General features: G+C 62.7%; 17 protein-coding genes. 5 read left to right on the top strand and 12 right to left on the bottom strand.

Annotated features, from left to right (window positions below):
- Positions 1-9 precede the first annotated feature (9 nt).
- From pbpC to EKL02_RS05305, 12 genes are all read right to left on the bottom strand, one after another.
- Complete coding sequence (gene pbpC, locus EKL02_RS05360; protein ID WP_128901085.1) at positions 10-2,334, bottom strand: penicillin-binding protein 1C; 2,325 nt, start codon at positions 2,332-2,334, stop codon at positions 10-12.
- Positions 2,318-7,432 (bottom strand): alpha-2-macroglobulin, encoded by a 5,115-nt coding sequence (locus tag EKL02_RS05355; protein ID WP_128901084.1) that lies wholly within the window; start codon positions 7,430-7,432, stop codon positions 2,318-2,320. The genes pbpC and EKL02_RS05355 overlap by 17 nt, the downstream gene beginning before the upstream one ends.
- 159 nt (positions 7,433-7,591) lie before the next feature.
- Positions 7,592-8,830, bottom strand: coding sequence for an outer membrane protein transport protein (locus EKL02_RS05350; RefSeq protein ID WP_241687788.1), 1,239 nt, complete (start codon positions 8,828-8,830; stop codon positions 7,592-7,594).
- Between the two features lie 376 nt (positions 8,831-9,206).
- Positions 9,207-10,244: an L-threonylcarbamoyladenylate synthase gene (locus EKL02_RS05345; RefSeq protein ID WP_128901082.1), complete on the bottom strand. Its 1,038-nt coding sequence runs from the start codon at positions 10,242-10,244 to the stop codon at positions 9,207-9,209.
- A gap of 14 nt (positions 10,245-10,258) precedes the next feature.
- The gene (locus EKL02_RS05340) at positions 10,259-11,452 is read right to left on the bottom strand and encodes a 5-(carboxyamino)imidazole ribonucleotide synthase (RefSeq protein WP_128901081.1); all 1,194 of its coding nucleotides are present in this window, start codon (positions 11,450-11,452) and stop codon (positions 10,259-10,261) included.
- A complete protein-coding gene (gene purE / locus EKL02_RS05335) occupies positions 11,449-11,955 on the bottom strand; it encodes a 5-(carboxyamino)imidazole ribonucleotide mutase (protein WP_128901080.1) in 507 nt (168 codons plus the stop codon). The genes EKL02_RS05340 and purE overlap by 4 nt, the downstream gene beginning before the upstream one ends.
- A gap of 9 nt (positions 11,956-11,964) precedes the next feature.
- On the bottom strand, positions 11,965-12,861 hold the full coding sequence (locus tag EKL02_RS05330; protein WP_128901079.1) for a phosphoribosylaminoimidazolesuccinocarboxamide synthase: 897 nt from the start codon (positions 12,859-12,861) through the stop codon (positions 11,965-11,967).
- Positions 12,862-12,923: 62 nt separating this feature from the next.
- Complete coding sequence (gene fba, locus EKL02_RS05325) at positions 12,924-13,988, bottom strand: class II fructose-bisphosphate aldolase (protein ID WP_128901078.1); 1,065 nt, start codon at positions 13,986-13,988, stop codon at positions 12,924-12,926.
- Between the two features lie 38 nt (positions 13,989-14,026).
- Entirely contained in the window at positions 14,027-15,463 is a 1,437-nt protein-coding gene (gene pyk, locus EKL02_RS05320; RefSeq protein WP_128903387.1) for a pyruvate kinase, read from the bottom strand.
- 70 nt (positions 15,464-15,533) lie between these two features.
- On the bottom strand, positions 15,534-16,727 hold the full coding sequence (locus tag EKL02_RS05315) for a phosphoglycerate kinase (RefSeq protein WP_128901077.1): 1,194 nt from the start codon (positions 16,725-16,727) through the stop codon (positions 15,534-15,536).
- A gap of 112 nt (positions 16,728-16,839) precedes the next feature.
- Entirely contained in the window at positions 16,840-17,175 is a 336-nt protein-coding gene (locus tag EKL02_RS05310; protein WP_128901076.1) for an AzlD domain-containing protein, read from the bottom strand.
- Positions 17,172-17,918, bottom strand: a complete 747-nt coding sequence (locus tag EKL02_RS05305) for an AzlC family ABC transporter permease (RefSeq protein ID WP_241687787.1) — start codon at positions 17,916-17,918, stop codon at positions 17,172-17,174. The genes EKL02_RS05310 and EKL02_RS05305 overlap by 4 nt, the downstream gene beginning before the upstream one ends.
- A gap of 216 nt (positions 17,919-18,134) precedes the next feature.
- Between EKL02_RS05305 and EKL02_RS05300 the strand changes: the two genes are divergently transcribed.
- From EKL02_RS05300 to EKL02_RS05280, 5 genes are read left to right on the top strand one after another with little or no spacing between them, the layout of a single operon-like run.
- A complete protein-coding gene (locus tag EKL02_RS05300) occupies positions 18,135-19,055 on the top strand; it encodes a branched-chain amino acid transaminase (RefSeq protein WP_128901074.1) in 921 nt (306 codons plus the stop codon).
- 25 nt (positions 19,056-19,080) lie between these two features.
- Positions 19,081-19,281, top strand: coding sequence for a zinc-finger domain-containing protein (locus EKL02_RS05295; RefSeq protein WP_128901073.1), 201 nt, complete (start codon positions 19,081-19,083; stop codon positions 19,279-19,281).
- Positions 19,282-19,298: 17 nt separating this feature from the next.
- Positions 19,299-19,730 (top strand): nuclear transport factor 2 family protein, encoded by a 432-nt coding sequence (locus EKL02_RS05290; RefSeq protein ID WP_128901072.1) that lies wholly within the window; start codon positions 19,299-19,301, stop codon positions 19,728-19,730.
- Positions 19,727-20,701 carry an alpha/beta fold hydrolase gene (locus EKL02_RS05285; protein WP_128901071.1) on the top strand — a complete coding sequence of 325 codons (975 nt, stop codon included), beginning with the start codon at positions 19,727-19,729 and terminating at the stop codon, positions 20,699-20,701. Before EKL02_RS05290 ends, EKL02_RS05285 begins: the two co-directional genes overlap by 4 nt.
- A 50-nt stretch (positions 20,702-20,751) precedes the next feature.
- The gene (locus EKL02_RS05280; RefSeq protein ID WP_128901070.1) at positions 20,752-21,354 is read left to right on the top strand and encodes a DUF2946 family protein; all 603 of its coding nucleotides are present in this window, start codon (positions 20,752-20,754) and stop codon (positions 21,352-21,354) included.
- The last annotated feature ends 5 nt before the right edge of the window (positions 21,355-21,359 follow it).

The following is a 21,359-nucleotide window of genomic DNA, read 5'->3' as shown; positions in this document are numbered from 1 at the left end:
ACCTCGGCGTCAGCGCGCACCATGCACGCTGACGCTGATGCGGTCATAGCGCCCATGGTCGTCGAAGGCAGTAATGTCGTAACGTCCTGGTTCCGGAAATTCGACGACCTGGCTGGCGCCCGGCTTGCTGCGCGCCAGCAGGCTGCCATTGAGCATCCAGCTTACTTCCTCGCGCGCGCCGCGGATTTCCAGGCGGGCTCGCGGAATGTCATTGCCCTGCGCGCGGCGCAGGATCTCGCCATCGCTCAAGCCGACAATTTTCAAGCCATCCCCTGACGCATGGGCCGCCGCGCATTCCGGCGCCCAACGGGGCGGCAGCATGCGTTGCCGCAAGCCGGCGTCCAGCCAGGGCTCCAGCGACGATGGCCAGCGCGCCGTTTCGATGCGCTCGACCGGATTGCGGGCGCAGTCGGGCGCCACGCGTAGCCGCGTGATGCGGTCGACATGATACGCATAGGCCGGCGGGCCGCTGCGCAATCGGTCGGCAAAAGTCGGCGGCGCAGTGCCGTTCAATACCCAGGCGGTGCGCTGCAGCGGGCACAGGTGCAGGTCCTTGTCGTCAACGCGCGTGCCGAGCGGCCAGCAGATGCGCTCCTGGGTAACGCCGGCGGGCACGGGCTGCGGACTGGCCGCCCGGCCATCCGGCAGCGCATTGAAAATATCCACCAGCAGGGGCGCTGCGACATTCGCGCCGAAAAACCCCGGGTTGGGCGTGCCATCGGGCCTGCCGACCCAGACGCCGACGGTGTAGCGCTGGCTGACGCCAACCGCCCAGGCATCGCGAAAGCCGAAACTGGTGCCGGTCTTCCAGGCAATGCCGCGATAGCCGCCGTTGCCCTCCACCGCCCGCCCCAGCGGCCCGCCAGTCTCGAGGATATCGCGCACGATGAAGGCCGCGCCCTCGCTCATCATGCGCTGCTCCTGCAAGGGCATGCCCGGCGTAAAGCGCGGCGTGACCGCCAAGCCGCGCCGGGCAAATGCCGCATAGGCGCCCACCATGTCTTCGAGGCGCGCGCCGGCGCCGCCCAGGATTACCGATAGATTGGGGCCGGCGCCCGGCGGGAAATCCAGGCGCAGGCCGCCGCGCCGCAACATTGACACGAATCGCGCCGACCCCAGTTGCTCCAGCACTTCCACCGCCGGCACGTTCAGCGACTTGACCAGCGCTTCGGAAACGCTGACCGGGCCATGGAAGGATTGCTGGAAGTTGCCCGGCTGGTAGCCGCCGAACGACTGCGGCGTGTCCGACAGCAGCGACTCCGAATGCACCAGCCCCTCGTCCAGCGCAAAGGCATACAGGAAGGGCTTCAGGGTCGACCCCGGCGAGCGCGAAGCGCGCACCATGTCGACGTGGCTGAAGCGTTCCGCATCAGCAAAATCGGCAGACCCGGCATAAGCCAGCACGCTGGCATCGGCATTGTCCACCACCATCGCCGCCAGCGACACGCGCGGCGGCAGGATGCGGGCGCGATCGGCCAGCAGCCCCTCGACGCCGGCTTGCGCTGCCGCATCGATGGTGGTGTCGATGCGCGTCCTGCCACGGGATTGCCGCTTCAGGCGTTGCGCCAGCAAGGGCGCCAGCATCGGGTCGCTGACCTTGTTGGCATACGCCGGCTCGGTCAGGGCATCATTGACCGCGCTCTGCGGCCAGCGGCCTTCCAGGCGGCGCAAGACCTTGTCGCGCGCATCCCTGGCCCGCTGCGGATAGCGGTCCGGCCGCAAGGCCGAGGGGCGTTGCGGCAGCACCGCCAGCATTGCGGCTTCGGCATGCGTCAGGCGCCGCGCCGGCTTGCCGAGATAGGCGCGGCTGGCAGCCTCGACGCCTTCGAGCACGCCGCCCATGGGCGCATAGTTGACGTAGATATTGAGGATCTCGCGCTTGGAGTAATGCGCCTCGATCTGCAGGGCGCGGACGATCTGGCGCAATTTCCCGCCCGGCGTGCGCGGCGTCGGTTCAAGGATGCGCGCCACCTGCATGGTGATGGTGGAGCCGCCGGAGACAATGCGGCCATGCACCAGCCACTGCCAGCCGGCGCGCGCCAGCGCCCAGGGATTGACGCCGGCATGCCACCAGAAAGCGCGGTCTTCATACGCCACCAGCGCCTCAAGATACAGCGGCGACACGTCGTCCAGCGGCACCGGGTGGCGCCAGACATGTTCGCGGTCCGGGAAGGCGCGCAGCGGCGTGCCGTCGCGCGCCACCACCACCAGCGCGTACGGCGCATCGCGCCCCGGCGCCGGCAGCGGAAACAGGCGATCGAACAGCAGTAAGGCGATGACGCAGACCACTATTGCGCCGGATGCCGCCTTCCACCATTTACGGCGCGTTCGCATCCACCACGATCAGGGTCTCGCCACCGCCATGCACGCCGAACAGGTCCGGGCGATACATGTCTTCGGCATACAGCTGCGGCATCACGAATTTTCCGGGTGTGACCACGCGCGCGCGGTAGAACAGGTTGATGCCGCGCGCATCGAGCCGCACCGCAGCGACGAACCGGTCGTCGCGGAATTCAACATGCTTGATGCGGCTGTCGTTCATGGCTTCGGCCGGGTTGATATCGCCGATCTTGACGATGCCCATCTGCTCGCCCTGCACGATGTTCATGTTTTCGATTTCCAGCCCGGCGGGAATCTTGTCGATCACCATGCCGGTGCCGATAGCGGTTTTCGATTTGGCAGTGATGCGCACCAGCACGGTCTCGCCGACCTTCAACGCACGTCCGGCAATCGGCTTGCCCTCGGCGGTATGGAAACTGCGGCTCAGTTCGATGGGGTCATTGCGCGGTGCCGGTTGCTTGACCGGGTTGCCTGACAGCGACAGCTCGACATACAGGCGCTCCTTGTGAGTATTGGCAAGCTTGACGCCGCCCGCCAGCTGCGTTGCCTGCAGCTCGCGGAAGACAGCGCCCTTTCCGCCCAGCTGCGCGGTCTTGTCATCAACGGCAATGTCGGCGCTCCAGGCCTCGCCGCTGTCGGCGGCGTAGGTGCGCCCGACCAGGAACAGCGCCAGCTTTTCCTGGGTGCTGTAATAGCGGTGCTTTTCCATTTCCGCGGCAAGCACCGCCACCAGGTTCTCGCTGCCTTCGATGGCGATCTTGTGGCGTTCCAGCAGGGCATGGCTGAGGGCAGCGTCACGCAGCGTGCTGCCGTAATCCCACCACCAGTAGCTGCTGTCGCGATTCTTGCGCACGCCTTCATTCAGGGCGGCGCTGCTGCGGTCCTTGTCGCCCATCAGTTTCAGGGCGATGCCCAGGTGCACCAGCGGCAAGCCGGAATGCGCCTGCGCGCGCACCTCGTGCAACTGGCGCAGGCTTGCGACGGGAACCTTGTTTTCACGTGCCAGCACGTAGGCACCATAAGCCAGCACGCCAAAGCGGCGATTGTCGCGCTCGCGGTCTTCCTGCCACATGCCGGTCGCCGTCGTGCCGGCGGCGGCATTTGCCGGTGCGGGCGCTGCCGGCAAGTGCGCCACGCCTTCCTGCAAGCCTTTCAGCAGGAAATCCATGGCCTTGCCGTACATGGCGTCCGGCACCGCAAAACCCTGCTCGCGCGCATCCTGCAGGAAGCTGGTGATGTAGGCGGACAACCAGTATTCGTATTCCGACACATTGCCCCACAAGCTGAAGCCACCGTTGGGCGCCTGCATCGCAGCCAGCCTGGCAACTGCCTGCTCCAGCATTTCGGCACGCTTTTCCCGGCTATAGGGCTTGAGGCCGAAGCGGCGCGCCGCCTCCTCGTCGACAAAGACATGCGGATAGGCCGTGCTGGTGGTCTGCTCGGCACAACCATACGGGTAAGTCAGCAAACCCTGGATGGCGGCGCGTATGTCGATCGGCGCCTTGTTGGACACCACGAGATGCGCCAGCACCGAGCCGCGATGCAGGCCGGAGAGTTCGGCATCGCGGATCTCCAGCGACTCGCCGGGCTTGACGCTGTAGCGCCGCGTGAAGTGCTGCTGGGGCGTGGGCGCCTGCACCTGCAATACGAAACTGCGCTCCAGCTTGATCTGCTCGCCGCTGACCTTGAGCGCAATGGTGTGCAGGCCCGGCACCGAACGCGCCTCGACCGGGAAGCGCAGGGTGCGCTTTTCCTGGTCTTTCAGCATCACGGTGCGCTCGGCTTCCTGCAATTGCAGCGCGCCGCCGCCGTTCAGCGACACCTGCAGCTTTTTCTCCGCGCCGGACATGTTGTGCAAGTCGAGCGCAACCACGGCGCTGTCGCCGAAGGACAGGAAGCGCGGCGTTGCCAGTTCGGCAACGAGCGGCGCCGCAACCGTCATTTCGGCGTCGCGCGAGCCGAACTTGTCGGCGCTGGCCACCACGGCCATCAGCCGCAGGCTGCCGTTGAAGTCAGGCAGCGCCAGCGGGATTTCCGCCTCGCCCTGGGCATTCAGTTGCACCGGCCCGCTGAAGAGGTCCACCAGCCTGACTTTTTTCGGCAGGCTACGCGATGGCTTGGGCGTATTGTCGCCGCCGAACTTGAGCTTGCCCTTTTGCCCTTGCAGCTTCTCGATGAGGCGCCCGTAGATGTCATGCTGGTCAGCGCCATAGCGCAAGCGACCGAAATAGAAACCGTGCGGGTCCGGCGTGGGAAAGCGAGTGATGTTGAGGATGCCGACATCCACTGCCGACAGCGTGACCATGGCTTGCTGGCCCTTTGCCTCCGGCACCTTCACTTTAACCTTGACGGTGGTTTCCGGCAACGCCTTCTGCGGCGCTTCCAGCGTTACATTCAGCTTGCGTTCGGTGCGCTCCAGCGGCAGGTGCATGATGCCCAGCGCGCGCGCCGGTGTGACGCGGTCGCCTTCGCTGCCGGGCCGCATTACCATCACCGTGACGTACAGGTCATGGCGCTTCCAGTTTTCGCCCAGGGGAATGTCGACCGTGGCGCTGGCGTCCTTGATGGCGACGCGCTTGGTCCACAAGGTGCGGTCGCCCTCCACGGTCGCCAGCGCCTGGCCCTGGTGCGGCGGCGTGATGGTCAGGCGCGCGGTATCGCCGTCGCGATAGGCGGGCTTGTCGAGCTTCAACGCCACGCGGTCCGGGCGCACGCCCTGCTCTTCGTCGGAGCGTGCGCTCCAGCCGGCATAGAAGCGGTAAGCGCTTGTCAGGCCGGTTTCCGGGTCCATGACTTCGAGGCGGTAGCGGCCATAACGCACCGGCACGCGCAGCTTGCCACGCGCGCCGGCGGGCACGCTGACGGACGATGTCTCAACCAGTTCATCGGTTTCGGTAAAGCCCGAATGCCAGCCACGCTGGTCTTCGAAGCGCCAGTAATAATCGCGGTTTTCACGGAACAGGCGCACCGGCATGCTGGCGGAAGCTTTTAGCTTGCCATCACTGCCTGCGCGCACCACTTCAAATTCGACCTGGCTGTTTTCCTTGGCGTAGTCGCCGGTAAACAGCGGCCGCATGCCAAGGATGACCGGCGCCGGCCAGACCACGCGCTCGATGCTGCGCACGATCGGACGGCCGCCCGACTCCAGCAGGCTGTAGGTGGCGCGCACGGTGAAAGGTGAACGGCGCTTGGCCACCGGCGACAGGTCAATGGCTGCACTGGCGCGGCCTTCGGCATCAAGCTTGTCTTCGTCGAGTTCCTTGCGCGTCTTGAAGTCATCATCGGCAATATTGCCGAATTCGAATCCAGGGAATTCCTTTGCCAGCGGGTTCTTGTTGCGCTCATACTGCGCCACGCCGAGCAGGCGGTTACCGGCGGCGGGCGCGCCATACAGGTACTTGCCCTGGACCTCGATGCCAAATTCGCCATCGGGCGCCAGCACGGCCTGCTTGCTCGACAAATCGAGCTTCATGCGTTCCGGCAAAAATTCCTCGACGCCGAAGCGCATCACCGTGCCCGGCGTTTTTTCGGCGGGGTCGCTGCGCAATTCCAGGCTCCAGAAACCGGTCGGCGCATCGGGCGGCAATTCCAGGCGTTTCAGGTAATACCCCGGATAACGCCCATCCGGCTTCCAGCTGGCCGTGAAATGGCGCTTGCCATCGGGGCGCTTGAGGATGGCTTGCACCGGCTGCGCCGCCACCGGATGGCCGTCGGCGTCGCGCGCCAGCACCGACAAGTCGAACGATTCGCCAGGCCGGTAAAGGTTGCGGCCGGACCAGGCAAACAGACGCACGGGCCTGGAGGTGGCGCCCGTAATGTCGTATTCCGACAGGTCCAGCGCCGGCTCCTTCAGGGCGATCATGCTGACCTGGCGATCCTTGCGGGCGACTGCCACCCTGGCATTTTTCGGGCGCTCGGCAAATACCGCATGGCCATCGCCATCGGTTGCGGCCTGCGCCAGCACCTTGCCCTCTTCATCGAGCCAGGATATGTCGACGCCGCTGACTGCCTTGCCATCGATGAGCGAGCTGACGAAGACATCGGCGCCCTTGTCGAACAGGCGCGCATGCATGCCGATATCGCTGACATAAAAATAGCTGGTCTGGAATTCGTAACGGAAGCGCCCCGGCTGGCTCATCACCGCGACATAGACACCCGGCTCCTGCAATTCACGGATATCTTCCACCGGCAAGTGCGTCACGCTGCGCCGGTTGGGCTTTTGCTCGGTGAGGAAGCGCCCCAGATAGACGCTCTCGGTCAGGCTGCGCAAGTCGTCGAGCTGGCCGACATACACGGCGCCGCGCAATTTGCTCTTGCGCCAGTCATAGTCGTAATCGTAGCCGGCCTCGCCTTCCTCCCCCGCTTCACCGGCCTGTTCCGACTTGTCCTTGGCAGGCTTGCGCCCGCCGATGACCCGGTCCAGGAATCGCGGCAACTGGTCCGGCTTGACGCGCAAGAATTGCACATCGACTTCCGGCACATTGACGGTCACCACAGGCAAGCCGCCATTCTGCTTGGCCGGCAATACCATGCCATTGCTGGCGAAATAATAGGCCGGCGACACCGGCGCCGTGGTGATGGCATAACGCGCTTCCGACGGCAGCTTGCTGCCGTTCTTTGCCGGCAGCGCGACCAGAACCTGGACGACATAGCGGGTTTGCGGCTTGATGTGCGGGAAGTACAACAGGCGCGGATTGTCGCCCACCACCCAGGCGCCTTCGACCGGCTTGCCACCGTTTGGATTGGTCTCTTCCGGCTTGGTGCTGACGGAATAAGCCTTGCCCTTGGCGGGACTGCCGGCATACTCGTCTTCCTCGTCGGACTGTGCGGCGCTGCCATCGACCGGGGTCGGCATTTCAAAGACGCGGACATACTTGTCATAGGAAGTACGCGCATCCAGCGGCAGGGAAAACGTCAGCGCCAGCGCCGGCGAACCATCGAGGCTGCGGTCGGCGGCATCGATCAGCTGGAAGCTGGTTGTCTCCGGTCCCGCTGGCGCAAAAGCGCCATCGTCATTCCTGCCAAAATACCAGTAAGCAGCTGCAACAAGGGCGATGACCGCCATGGCGATGGCGACAATTTTTGCACGCATGTTTTCCCCGAGCGATTAGTTTTATTATTTGTCGCAAGCGGAAAGCTTGCCAGAGTATTATGGCATATTCGTAGGCCTGTTCTTTCTTTGGATAAAGGTCGCAGTGGCACTGACGGCAAATACCGCCTGACGAGGAAATGCGAAAAGACTGCCAGCCGTTCAAAAAGTACGGCTGTATTGAACGCTCAGGATATTGACATTGCTTTCGTACTCGCCGGTCAACGTGCCGCGATTCGGCTCGGTCTTGTTGATCGGTGCATCCTTGATAAATATGTGTGCATAGCCAAAGTCCCAGGCATCGTTTTCTGAAGGCTTGTACCGGGCGCCGAACGTCAGCCAGGTGCGGTCGGCATCGGGAACGCGCGGGGTACGGAATGCGGTTTTCACCGGCGTCGGATCGTAGGCAAGGCCTCCACGCAGCTTCCACGCATCGTTATAACGATAGTTGACTGCGATGGCCACCCGAACCGCATTACCCCATTCTTCCGGTGTCACGCTGTCAGCTGCGCCATTATTGAAACGCACGCGCAATTCCTTGAAGCGACTCCAGCGTACCCAGCCAATCTCGCCCAGCAGCGCCCACTTCGGATCCAGATCGACATAGCCGCTCACATTCAGCGATTCAGGCAAGGTGACATCGGCACTTGCGCCCGTATCGGTAAAAGTGGCCGATGCCGCGAGCGGCGCGGGCAGGCCTGCGGGCTTGGCATAACTGGCATTGCCTTTCAGGGTGTGACGGATTTTGGACCGGTACGCAACGCCGACCCTGCTATTCTGGCTTGGCGTAAGCAACGCCCCCAGATTGAAGCCATATCCCCAGTCATCGCCTTTGATGGTTGCCGTGCCATCCCTGGCTTGCGGCAGGAAGCCAAGCGGCGCGCAAGTTGGCGCGCCGAGGCCGGCGATACACGCCGTACCGAAATCGATTGCCTGAGACAGCTCGACGTCAACATACTGGAAACTCACCCCGGCCCCAAGTGAAACGAAATCGTTTACGCGGTAGGCCAGCGAGGGATTGATGTTGAATGTTTTCATTTCTGACTTGAGCGCCTGGTACCGCCCGGCCCAGCCCGCATCGTATTCCGTCTTGAGGCCGAAGGGCGATTGCAGCCCGATGCCGAAACGCAGATTGGGCGCGAGATCCATTGCATAGTACAAGGCCGGCACCAGCGCCCAGCCACCGGCATCGCCGCCGTTGCCGCCGGCGAGAGGCGTGCCCAATACTGACCTCGAGCCCGCATTCGAAAATTTGGCCGAGGGACGAATCGCCGATCCCGCCACCAGGAATTGTCTCCCGGACATAAGACTCAATCCGGCAGGGTTGAAATAGATGGTGCTCAAATCTTCAGCAACGGCCCCTGCGCCTGCATGGGCGTTGCCGAGACTGGCAGCGCTCATTTCATTTAATGCGAATCCGCTTGCGTAAACATTACTGCCTGGAACAACTGCAAACAGCGTGACCAGGGAGCCTGCGGCAACAATGCGTAAGCAGGGTAAGCGCAAAATTCTTGTTTTGCGTGAAAAGCGGGAAAGTGCCTGGGCCTGTAAGACAGGCGGCATTACGGAAGCATCGCAGAAAGAGTGCATGTCTGTCGTCCCCTCGATAGTTTTTTTCGAATAGAACGTTTGTTCTATTCGAAAAAATTAGTATCGCATCACTTCTTGAAGACGCAAGTGCTCTCGTTCACACTATAGTTATTGATCAAAAGCCGGGGGCTATTCTCTTCTGCGTCGCAGAATAATTTTCTGCAGGCGCAATAAATGCGCCTTAGCCTTATATACCGGTCAAGGCCAGGCGCTCAAGGATGCCTGCCGAGTCGAACGCAGCGCGGCGCAAGCGGTCATTAATGCCTTGCCAGGGAGCAGTCGCAGGAAGGGCTTCCACAACGATCAGGTCAGCGTGCACTGCATCCATTGCGCGTAATGCCGCATACAAGTCATGCGCATAACCCTCTGGCGTGGCCGGCATGTGGTATTGCGCCACACTATTTATTGCTGACAATTCACTGCGATTCATTACCGCAATACGTTTGCCTGTGCTGGCTGCATTTTCCAGCAAGCCGGGCAATTGCTCCGCAGCGACCAAAGCCACAGGCGTAGCAGGCGCATAGTGTGCGTCAAGGGTGCCGGAAGCGCGCGGTGCAGCAGCGTCGGGCAAGGCCGGCAGCACGCCGATGACGTCGGCAATCTGTTGCGGCGAAATATGGCCCGGCCGCAGCAGCACCGGCCCATGGCTTGCCATGCGGGACAGGTCCAGGATGGTCGATTCGATGCCGACGGCACTCTGGCCGCCATCGAGGATGGCTGCCAGCGGCCCTTGCGGCGGCGTGCCGAATTCATCGCGCACATGGCGCGCGGTGGTCGGACTGACGTGACCGAACCTGTTGGCCGAGGGTGCGGCCACGCCGCCGCGGCCGCCCTTGAATTCGCGCAGCAGCGCCTGCGCCACCGGATGCGAGGGACAGCGCAAGCCAACGCTGTCCTGGCCGCCGGAAACGGCAGCCGGAATATGTGCAGCGCGCTTGAGAATCAGGGTGAGCGGACCCGGCCAGAAGGCCTCGATCAATCGCGTCGCTTCCACGGGAATGTCGGTCGCCCAGTAAGCGATATCCGCCCCGGGCGCCAAATGCACGATCACCGGATGGTTGGCCGGACGCCCCTTGGCGGCATAGATCCTTGCGACTGCCTGGGGATTTTCAGCATCGGCACCCAGGCCGTAGACGGTCTCGGTCGGCAACGCCACGAGTTCGCCCTGCTCCAGCAGGCGCGCAGCGGCGGCAATCGCCGCCGCATCCGGAATCAGCTCAGCCATCGTGCCTGTTCCGTTCAGGCCGGGATGCCGAGCATGCGGCAGGCAGCGTCAAAGCTTTCCTGCGCTTCTGCCAGGCTTGGCGCGACAAACGTGACGTGCCCCATCTTGCGGCCGCGGCGCGGGTCATCCTTGCCATACAAATGCAGGTTGGCGCCGCGCAGCGCCAGCACCTTGTCCCAGACGGGTTCGCGCGCGTTGTCGCTGTCGCCCTCGAACCAGATGTCGCCAAGAATGTTGAGCATCACTGCCGGCGAATGCTGGCGCACGTCGCCCAGCGGCAGCCGCGCCATGGCGCGGGCCTGCTGCGCGAACTGGCTGGTGATGCAGGCATCGATGGTGTAGTGGCCGCTGTTGTGCGGTCGCGGGGCCATTTCATTGACCACCAGGGAGCCATCCTGCAGCACGAAGAATTCGATGCACAGCACGCCCACGTACTCGAGCTTGCCGATGATGGCCAGCGCCGCATGCTGCGCGCGGCGCGCGCATTCGTCCGAGACATTCGGACCGGGCACGGTAGTGGAAAACAGGATGCCGTCGCGGTGGACGTTTTCAGCGATCGGGTACACCGCCGATTCGCCGTCGGCGCCGCGCGCGGCCAGCACCGAGACTTCATAAGCCAGCGGCAGCATCTTTTCCAGCACGCAGGTCACGCCCTGCATTTCCCTGAAAGCTGCGCGCACTTCTTCCTGCGTGCGCACCCGCACCTGGCCCTTGCCGTCGTAACCGAGGCGGGCGGTTTTCAGAATGCCCGGCAACAGCTCAGGCGTGATGGCGTCGATGTCAGCTTCGCTGGCAATGACCTTGTGCGGCGCCGGCAGCACATGCGAGGTCGCGGCGCACTCGGTGAAGAAGCGCTTTTCAACGATGCGGTCCTGAGCCACCGACACACTGGCGGCCGCCGGCGCGACAAAGCTGTGCGCCGCCAGCTGCGCCAGGCTTTGCGCCGGGACGTTTTCAAATTCGGTAGTGACCGCCGCGCACAGGCCGGAAAGCTGGTTCAGCGCGACCGGATCGTTGTAGCCGGCGGTCAGCAGGTAATCGGCGGCATGCCCGGCCGGGCAATCGCGCGCCGGCTCCAGCACGGCCACCTTGAAGCCCATGGCTTGCGCGGCGTGCACGAACATGCGGCCAAGCTGGCCGCCGCCCATCACGCCCAGCCAGGTCGGCGGCGTGGCGGATGGCACGAAAGGAGGCTTTTGCCCGCTCATGCCGGCAGGCTCATGGCTTGCGCCGCCTGGGTTTGCTTGGCGCGAAAATCCAGCAGGCGCACGGCGAGTTCATTGTCGGTCGAGGCCAGGATGGCCACCGCCGTCAGGGCGGCGTTGGCCGCGCCCGCTTCGCCGATGGCGAAGGTCGCAACAGGGATACCCTTGGGCATTTGCACGATCGACAGCAGCGAATCCTCGCCGCGCAGATACTTGGATGGCACCGGCACGCCCAGCACCGGGACGATGGTCTTGGCGGCGATCATGCCCGGCAAATGGGCTGCGCCGCCTGCGCCGGCGATGATCGCGCGCAGGCCGCGCTGGCGCGCCGTCTCGGCATAGGTAAACATTTCGTCGGGCATGCGGTGCGCGGAAATCACTTGCGCTTCAAACGGTATGCCAAATTCCTTGAGCACCGCCACGGCGTTCTGCATCACTTCCCAGTCAGAGGAAGAACCCATCACCACGCCGACCAGGGGCGCAGCCTGTTTCGCTTGTTCAGACATGGCGGCCTCTCAATCCTTCAGGGTTTCGCCGGTCAGGCGCTGGAGCGCTTCGCGGTACTTGGCGCCGGTCTTTTCGATCACGTCGGCAGGCAGTGCCGGGGCCGGCGCAGTCTTGTTCCAGTCGCTCAGGGTTTCCAGGTAGTCGCGCACGAACTGCTTGTCGAACGACGGCGGCGACATGCCCGGCGCGTAGGAGTCGGCCGGCCAGAAACGCGAGGAGTCGGCAGTCAGCACCTCGTCCATCAGGTGCAATGCACCGTTTTCATCCAGGCCGAATTCGAACTTGGTGTCGGCAATGATGATGCCGCGCGTGGCAGCGTAATCCGCGGCAGTCTTGTACAACTGGATGCTGATGTCGCGCATCTTTGCCGCCAGTTCCTTGCCGATGCGCTTTTCCATCTCTTCAAAGCTGATGTTTTCATCGTGCTCGCCGATATCGGCCTTGGCCGCCGGCGTGAAAATGGGCTCGGCCAGCTTGTCGGCCTGGCGCAGGCCGGCGGGCAAGGCGATGCCGCAAATGGCGCCGGTGGCCTGGTAATCCTTCCAGCCCGAGCCGATGATATAGCCGCGTACGACTGCCTCCACCATGATCGGCTGCAGGCGCTTGGCCACGACTGCGCGGCCCTTGACCTGCTCCACCTCTGCCGGCGCCACCACGGTTTCCGGCGCGATGCCGGTCAGGTGGTTGGGGACGATACCGGCGAGCTTGTCGAACCAGAAGTCGGACATCTGATTCAGGACGCGGCCCTTGGCGGGAATCGGCTCGTTCATCACCACGTCGAAGGCCGACAGGCGGTCGGTGGTGACGATGAGGATCTTGTCGTCACCGACGGCGTAGTTGTCGCGCACCTTGCCGCGGCCAAGGAGTTGGAGGGAGGTGATGCTGGATTGGTAGAGGCTGTTCATGGGGATTATCTTGATACTGGCCGGCAGCCTGCGCCGCCGGCCGATGGAGGAACTTGCAAACGTTACTGCACGATTTGCGAGAGTTCGCCTTTCTTGTACTTCTCTGCGATCTTGTCCAGCGACAGCGGCTTGATCTTGGCGGCCTGGCCTTCGCAACCGAACTGCAGGTAACGCGCCTTGCAGATTTGCATCGCAGCTTCGCGGGCCGGCTTCAGGTAATCGCGCGGATCGAACTTGGACGGGTTCTCGAACAGGTAGCGACGGATCGCTGCAGTCATGGCCAGGCGAATATCGGTGTCGATATTGATCTTGCGCACGCCATGCTTGATGCCTTCCTGGATTTCCTCGACCGGCACGCCATAGGTTTCTTTCATGTCGCCGCCGAATTCGCGGATCACGGCCAGCAATTCCTGCGGCACGGAAGACGAACCGTGCATCACCAGGTGGGTGTTGGGGATGCGCGCGTGGATTTCCTTGATGCGGTCGATCGCCAGGATGTCGCCGGTGGGCTTGCGCGAGAATTTGTAGGCGCCGTGCGAAGTGCCGATGGCGATCGCCAGGGCGTCGCACTGGGTCTGCTTGACGAAATCGGCAGCCTGGGCGACGTCGGTCAGGAGCTGCTCGCGGGTCATGGTGCCTTCGGCGCCGTGGCCGTCTTCCTTGTCGCCCTTCATGGTTTCCAGCGAACCGAGCACGCCCAGCTCGGCTTCGACGGTAACGCCGATCGAATGCGAGAACTTCACCACTTCGCGCGAGACGTCGACGTTGTATTCGTAGCTGGCAACGGTCTTGCCGTCTTCGGTCAGCGAGCCATCCATCATCACCGAGGTGAAGCCGGACTTGATGGCTGCCATGCAGACCGCCGGCGACTGGCCGTGATCCTGGTGCATGACCACCGGGATATGCGGGTAGGCTTCCACGGCCGCCGAAATCAGGTGGCGCAGGAAGGCTTCACCGGCATACTTGCGCGCGCCCGCCGAGGCTTGCATGATCACCGGCGCGCCGACTTCATCGGCGGCAGCCATGATGGCGGAAACCTGTTCCAGGTTATTGACGTTGAATGCCGGCAAACCGTAGCCGTTTTCGGCGGCATGGTCGAGCAACTGGCGCATCGATACGAGTGGCATGGTAAATCTCCCTAATAATCAAATCAAATAAATCAGTATTAACAGTTTTCCCCGACACGCACGATCTTCAGGGCATTCGTGCCGCCGACCTGTCCCATCGGCTCGCCCCAGGTCACCACGATCATGTCACCTTTTTGCACCAGGCCCTTGGCTAGAAGCAAATCTTCCGCGGCTTTCATGACGGCTTCGCTATCGAGCGAATGGTTCATTTCGAAGGTCTGCACATTGCGGTACAGGGAAGCCTTGCGCTGGGTGCCCAGGACGTGGGTCATCGCCAGGATGGGAATGGCAATATCGTAGCGGCTCATCCAGAGGGCCGTGGAACCGGATTCGGTCAGGGCAACAATCGCTTTCACACCCAGGTGGTGGGCGGTAAACAAGGCGCCATACGCGATCGACTGGTCGATGCGGGTAAAGGTCTTGTTCATGAAGTCATCGTCCAGCGAGTATTCCTCGGACTTTTCCGCTTCCAGGCAGATCGCCGCCATGGCTTCGACGGTTTCAATCGGATAGCGGCCGGACGCGGTTTCGGCCGAGGTCATCACGGCGTCGGTGCCGTCCAGCACGGCGTTGGCCACGTCGGAGACTTCGGCGCGCGTCGGGATCGCATTGACGATCATCGATTCCATCATTTGGGTGGCCGTAATGGCTACCTTGTTGGAGGCGCGCGCCATCTTGATCATGCGCTTTTGCAGCGCCGGCACGGCGGCATTGCCCACTTCCACCGCCAGGTCGCCGCGCGCCACCATGATGCCGTCGGAAGCATCGAGGATTTCCTGCAGGGCAGGAATCGCCTCGGCGCGTTCGATCTTGGCGATCATCATCGGCTTGTGGCGATGGGCCTCGCCAGCAATATTGGCCAGCTGGCGCGCCATGATCATGTCGGACGCATTCTTGGGGAAGGACACGGCAACATAATCCGCCTGCATGGCCATGGCCGTCTTGACGTCTTCCATGTCCTTGGCCGTCAGCGCCGGCGCAGACAGGCCGCCGCCCTGGCGATTGATGCCCTTGTTGTTGGACAGCTCGCCGCCGATTTTCACGGTGGTATGGATAGCGCTGCCGACGACCTTGTCGACCACCAGCACGATCAGGCCATCGTTGAGCAGAAGCACGTCACGCGGCTTCAGGTCGCGCGGCAGTTCCTTGTAATCGAGGCCGACCTGGTCCTGGTTGCCCATTTCGCAATTGGCATCGAGGATGAACTTGGCCCCCTTTTCCAGCATGATCTTGCCATGCTCGAATTTGCCGACGCGGATTTTCGGACCCTGCAAGTCCGCCATGATGGCCACTTCGCGGCCGCAGGCCTGCGCGGCTTCACGCACGAGCCTTGCGCGGTCGATATGATCTTGCGCCTTTCCATGCGAAAAATTCAGGCGGACGACGTCCACGCCTGCCTGGATCATGCGGGTCAGGGTGTCCAGGTCGCTCGAAACGGGACCGATGGTGGCAACAATTTTAGTGGCGCGGCGCATGCAGAGTGTTTTTTCCATCAAAAAAAGTCAGGGGACGGGCATGCCAGGCATGCCCCTTTCATCAGGCCGGTCAGGCGGCGGCGCGTTCCTGCAGCACCGCCACTGCCGGCAGAGTCTTGCCCTCCAGGAATTCCAGGAAGGCACCGCCGCCGGTGGAGATATAACCGACCTTGTCGGTTATTTCGTACTTGGCGATCGCCGCCAGGGTGTCGCCACCACCGGCAATGGAAAATGCCTTGGATTCGGCAATTGCCTGCGCCAGGGTCCTGGTGCCGCCGGCAAACTGGTCAAATTCGAACACGCCGACCGGGCCATTCCAGACGATCGTGCCCGCTTGCGCGAGTTGTTCGGCTAACAGCGCTGCGGTTTGCGGGCCGATGTCGAGAATCAGGTCGTCGTCGGTCACGTCCGCCACGGCCTTGGTGGTGGCAACAGCCGTCGGCGCAAATTCCTTGGCGCATACCACATCCACCGGAATCGGCACGGAGGCGCCACGTGCAGCCATCTTGTCGATGATGCGCTTGGCGTCCGCCACCAGGTCCGCTTCGGCCAGCGACTTGCCGATCTTCAGACCCGCGGCCAGCAGGAAGGTATTGGCGATGCCGCCGCCAACGATAAGGTTGTCGACCTTGTCAGCCAGCGACTCCAGGATGGAAAGCTTGGTCGAGACCTTGGAGCCTGCAACGATGGCCACCAGCGGACGTGCCGGCTGGCCCAGGGCCTTGCCCAGCGCATCGAGTTCGGCTGCCAGCAAGGGGCCGGCGCAGGCTACCGGCGCGTACTTTGCCATGCCATGGGTGGTCGCTTCGGCGCGGTGCGCGGTGCCGAAGGCATCGTTGACGTAGACGTCGCACAGGCTGGCCATTTTCTTTGCCAGCTCATCGCTGTTCTTTTTCTCGCCCTTGTTTACACGGCAATTTTCCAGCAAGACCACCTGGCCGGGCGCAACTTCCACGCCATCGACCCAGTTCTGGCGCAACTCGACCGGCTGGCCCAGCAAGTCGGTCAGGCGCGAGGCGATCGGCGCCAGCGTATCTTCCGGCTTGAATTCGCCCTCGGTCGGGCGGCCCAGGTGGGATGTCACCATGACGGCCGCGCCGGCGTCGAGCGCCATGCGGATCGCCGGGACCGAGGCGCGGATGCGGGTATCTTCGGTGATGTTGCCGGCATCGTCCTGCGGCACGTTCAGATCGGCGCGGATAAAGACACGTTTGCCCTGCAGTTGCTGGTTGGCGCACAAATCGCCCAGGCGTTTGAATTGCATAAATCCCCGTGAATCGCGAAAAATGGAAAAACCGCCATTTTACCCCACCCGGACCCTGCAAAAAAGCCATCGCGCTTCAAGGCCGAAAAGCCCGGACGCGCAACCCGCTGCTTCAGATCAAAAACAACCGAAACGCCGTGAACAAGGCCATGCCGACGGCAATCGTGCCCAGCATGTGTCGAGTTGCCATAAAGAACGCTGCTGCCCCTGCCGCCGCAAGCAATTTCGGATTAATCGGGGTCAGAGTTAAATTTCCAGCACCGCCGGTTGCCAGCAGCAAATCCGGCGCAATGGCAGCAGCCAGTGCGGCGGCCGGAGCGTAGCGCAAGGCGTGCCGCATCCAGTCCGGCAGCTTGACGGCATCGCCCAGCATGAAAAAAGAACTGCGCGTTACAACAGTAGCAACAAACATCAGGCCAATGGTGATCCAGACGTCGAGGTCGCTCATGCCTGCCCCCGTGCCTTGCGGCGCGCATCCAGTTTGTCGATGGCCATCGCCACCAGCATGCCTGCGACGACCGCAACCAGCAGCCCGAGCCGATACGGCCAGTGCACGGTCGCCACCGACAGGGCGGCGGCCACGATGACGCCGGCCAGCGCCGCGGCATTCATGGTCAGCGGAATCAGCACGGCCAACAAGGCCAGCGTGCCGGCAAAGGCAATACCCCAGCTCTGCGGAATCTGGCTTGCCAGCAGAATGCCCACTACCGAGCCGGCTTGCCAGGCGCACCAGTTCAGGTAATTGATGCCGGTGGCATATCCTTCCTTGCCCTGGGGCTGCGGCTGGGTATGCGGCGGGAAGCGCTGGGAAAACAGCGCCATGGTCAGGTCGGCATTCAAATAGCCTTGCCAGAGACGCTTGTACCAGGGCAAATGCGCCAGATGCGGCCCCATGGCCGCGGCGAAGATGACGAAGCGCAGGTTAACCACCAGGGCCGTGGCGAACACCACCCAAACGGAAGCATTGGCAATGATGAGCGGCAGGCACGCCAGCTGGGCTGATCCGGCAAACACAATAAAAGTCATGCCCAGCGTCTGCCCGACCGTCAGGCCAGCCTTGAGCATGGCCATGGCAGTCACCATGCCCCACGCAAAAATGCCTGCCATGGCTGGTAAAGCCGTCGCGACAGCTTCGTCAAAAGCAGCACGTTCGGCTGCAGGCACGCCCGGCGCCGGCAACCTGAATGTCATTTTTCCCATACTTCAAACTGAAGCGCCATGCGGCTTGGCCTGCATGGCGCTGAAATATAAAGCGCATGCCAGGACATCCAGTCCAGGGCATCGCCGCTAATAATGTTGCTTACGAGCATATTTTACCGGGGAAGCCGGTGCACCGTGCGGATTCTTTCAAGGCCTTATCCGGGGTAAAATCTTGGTTTTGCATAAATCATTTTCTGGAGAATGACCATGTCGATGGACGATCGTGATGGCAAGATCTGGCAGGATGGCAAGCTGATCGAATGGCGGGATGCCAAAATTCATGTGCTGACGCATTCCCTGCACTACGGCATGGCGGTATTCGAGGGCGTGCGCGCCTACAAGACGGCGCAGGGCACGGCCATTTTCCGCCTGGAAGAACACACGCGCCGCCTGTTCAATTCGGCCAAGATTTTCCAGCTGACTATTCCGTTCGACTTCGATACGGTAATGGAAGCGCAACGCCAGGTCGTGCGCGAAAACAAGCTTGAATCCTGTTATATCCGCCCGCTGGTCTGGATCGGCTCCGAAAAACTCGGCGTCTCGGCCAAGGGCAATACCATCCACGTCGCGGTCGCTGCCTGGGAATGGGGCGCCTATCTTGGCGAGGAAGGCCTGAGCCGCGGCATCCGTGTCAAGACATCGTCTTTCGCCCGCCACCACGTCAATGTCATGCTGGTACGCGCCAAGGCGTCCGGCAACTATATCAACTCGATCCTGGCCAACCAGGAAGCCCTGGCCGATGGCTACGACGAAGCCCTGCTGCTGGATACGGAAGGTTATGTCTCGGAAGGTTCGGGTGAGAACTTTTTCATGGTCAAGAATGGCAAGCTCTACACGCCCGACCTCGCTTCCTGCCTGGATGGCATCACGCGCGATGCCGTGCTGACCCTGGCGCGCGACCACGGCATTGAAGTGATCGAAAAACGCATTACCCGCGATGAAGTCTACTGCTGCGACGAAGCCTTCTTTACCGGCACGGCCGCCGAAATCACGCCGATCCGCGAACTCGACAACCGCCAGATCGGCAGCGGCAGCCGCGGCCCCATCACGGAAAAACTGCAAAAGCTGTTCTTCCAGGTGGTGGCTGGCGAAGCGCCCCAATACCAGCACTGGCTGGCACACGTCTGAAGATTACAAAACCTGGAGAACCCCGATGAGCGAAAAAATTGATGTCACCGTAGTGGAACTGGACGATGCCAGCTACACCTCGGCCTATTGCCCCAACCCGAACATGCCGCTGTGGTCTTCGCATCCGCGCGTATTTCTGGACTTTGCCGCCAGCGGCGAAGCGAAATGCCCCTACTGCGGCACGGTGTACCGTCTCAAGGCCGGCGCCCACGCCGGCCACCACTGATTCCTGCAGCGCACGCCATGGCCAAGTCACGCAAGCCGCTGGGCACCGTCGAAGAAGTTGAAGCGGCTTTTTATGACGCGCTCAGCCACGCCGACCTCGACGCTCTGATGGCCCTCTGGTCAGAGGAAGAAGAAATCGTCTGCGTGCATCCGGGCGCCCCCCGCCTGGTCGGCCACGCCGCCATCCGCGCTTCCTGGGAAGCCATCTTCGAGCGCGGCGGCATACATATCCGCCCGGTGCAATTGCATGCCATGCAAAACATGATGAGCGCCGTGCACAGCGTCATCGAGGATGTGCGCCAGGGCCCGCATGAAGGCAGCGAGATGCACGTCCTCGCCACCAACGTCTACCTGAAGACGCCGCATGGCTGGCGCCTGGCGACGCACCATGCCAGCATCGTCCCCGGCAAGATGCCGGAAGTGCACACAGGCACGCCGGTTTTCCATTGAGCGCCGCCACCTACACAGCGCCCGGCTGGCTGCCGGGCGGCCACCTGCAAACCATTTACCCGGCAACGGCAATTGCCAAGCCGGCGGCGCCCTTCCGGCGCGAGCGCTGGGATGCGCCGGATGGCGATTTTGTCGATATCGACTTCATCGATGGCCAGCCCGGCCAGCCTTTCATCGTCCTGTTCCATGGCCTTGAAGGCTCCTCCGCCAGCCATTACAGCCGCGCGCTGATGGCGCACATCGCGGCACTCGGCTGGTCGGGCGCGGTGCCGCACTTTCGCGGCTGCTCAGGCGAACTGAACCGCGCGCCGCGCTTCTACCACTCCGGCGACGCCGCGGAAATCGACTGGGTCCTGCGCCGCCTGAAAATCGTCGCCGACCGCCGCGGCTGCTCGAAATTCCATGCCTGCGGCGTGTCACTGGGCGCCAATGCCCTGCTGCGCTGGCTCGGCGAATCGCAGCACCAGGCTGACTTTGTCGATGCTGCCTGCGCGATCTCGGCGCCGCTCGACCTGGCCGGCGGTGGCGCTGCGCTTTCGCGCGGCCTGAACATGATTTATACCCGGGTCTTCCTGAATACCCTGAAACCCAAGTGCCTGGCCAAGTTGCAGCAGTTCCCCGGGCTGTTCGACCGCGATGTCATGCTCGAATCGCGCAATCTCTACGAATTCGACAATATCGTGACCGCGCCGCTGCACGGTTACCGCAATACCGAGGATTACTGGCACCGCGCCAGCGCGCGCCATGTCTTGTCGGACATCACCGTACCCACCCTGGTCATGAATGCGCAAAACGACCCCTTCCTGCCGGCGCATCACCTGCCGCAAAAAGCCGCGCCTTGCGTTACCCTGGATTTTCCCAAGCACGGCGGTCACGTCGGCTTTGCCACCGGTCCCTTCCCGGGACGGATCGACTGGCTGCCGCAGCGCATGCTGCGCTTCCTGCAGGGCGACACCGCGCCCGGCGCCTGAGACGCTGCCCGCCGAAGACGTGCTTTTCCGAGGTGGTGTAGGATTGATTCATGGATGAGATCGTCAAACAGGCAATGGCCAAGTGGCCAAACGTGCCGCACTGCTACGGCTGGCTGGCGCTGGATGCCCGTGGTGGCTGGCGCATGCGCAACGAACAGGCACAGGCGCTGCAGCAAGCCGGCGAGCGGATTGCCAATGCGGCGCTGCTGGGCTTCATCAACCGCAATTACACGCATGACGGCCAGGGTCGCTGGTATTTCCAGAATGGGCCGCAACGGGTGTATGTCAGCCTCCAAGCGACACCCTACATCGTGCGCACCGATCCACAAGCCGGATTCATCCTGCACACGGGCGCCGCGCTGGAGCGGATCGATGCCGTATGGATGAATGAGGATGGCGCGCTGATATTGGAATGCGGCGAAATCGTCGCCCAGGTCGATGACCGCGACATGGCGCAATGCCTCCCTTACCTGGAATGCAACAACAGACCTTTGGGGGATGATGAATTGCTCGCCTGGCTGGAGGCTGATGCAGGCACACCGGAATTGCGCTTGCGGTATGGCGAACAGGTTCTCCCCGTGCAACGCATTCGGCCTGAATCCATTGAAATGCAATTTCACTTCATACGAGCGCCCCGTCCGGAAATCGCTTGATCGCA

Source organism: Janthinobacterium sp. 17J80-10 (assembly GCF_004114795.1).
In the GTDB taxonomy this organism is placed as follows: domain Bacteria; phylum Pseudomonadota; class Gammaproteobacteria; order Burkholderiales; family Burkholderiaceae_D; genus Paucimonas.
Note: the sequence above shows the minus strand (reverse complement) of the source record. Positions and strands in the feature narration are given on the sequence as shown.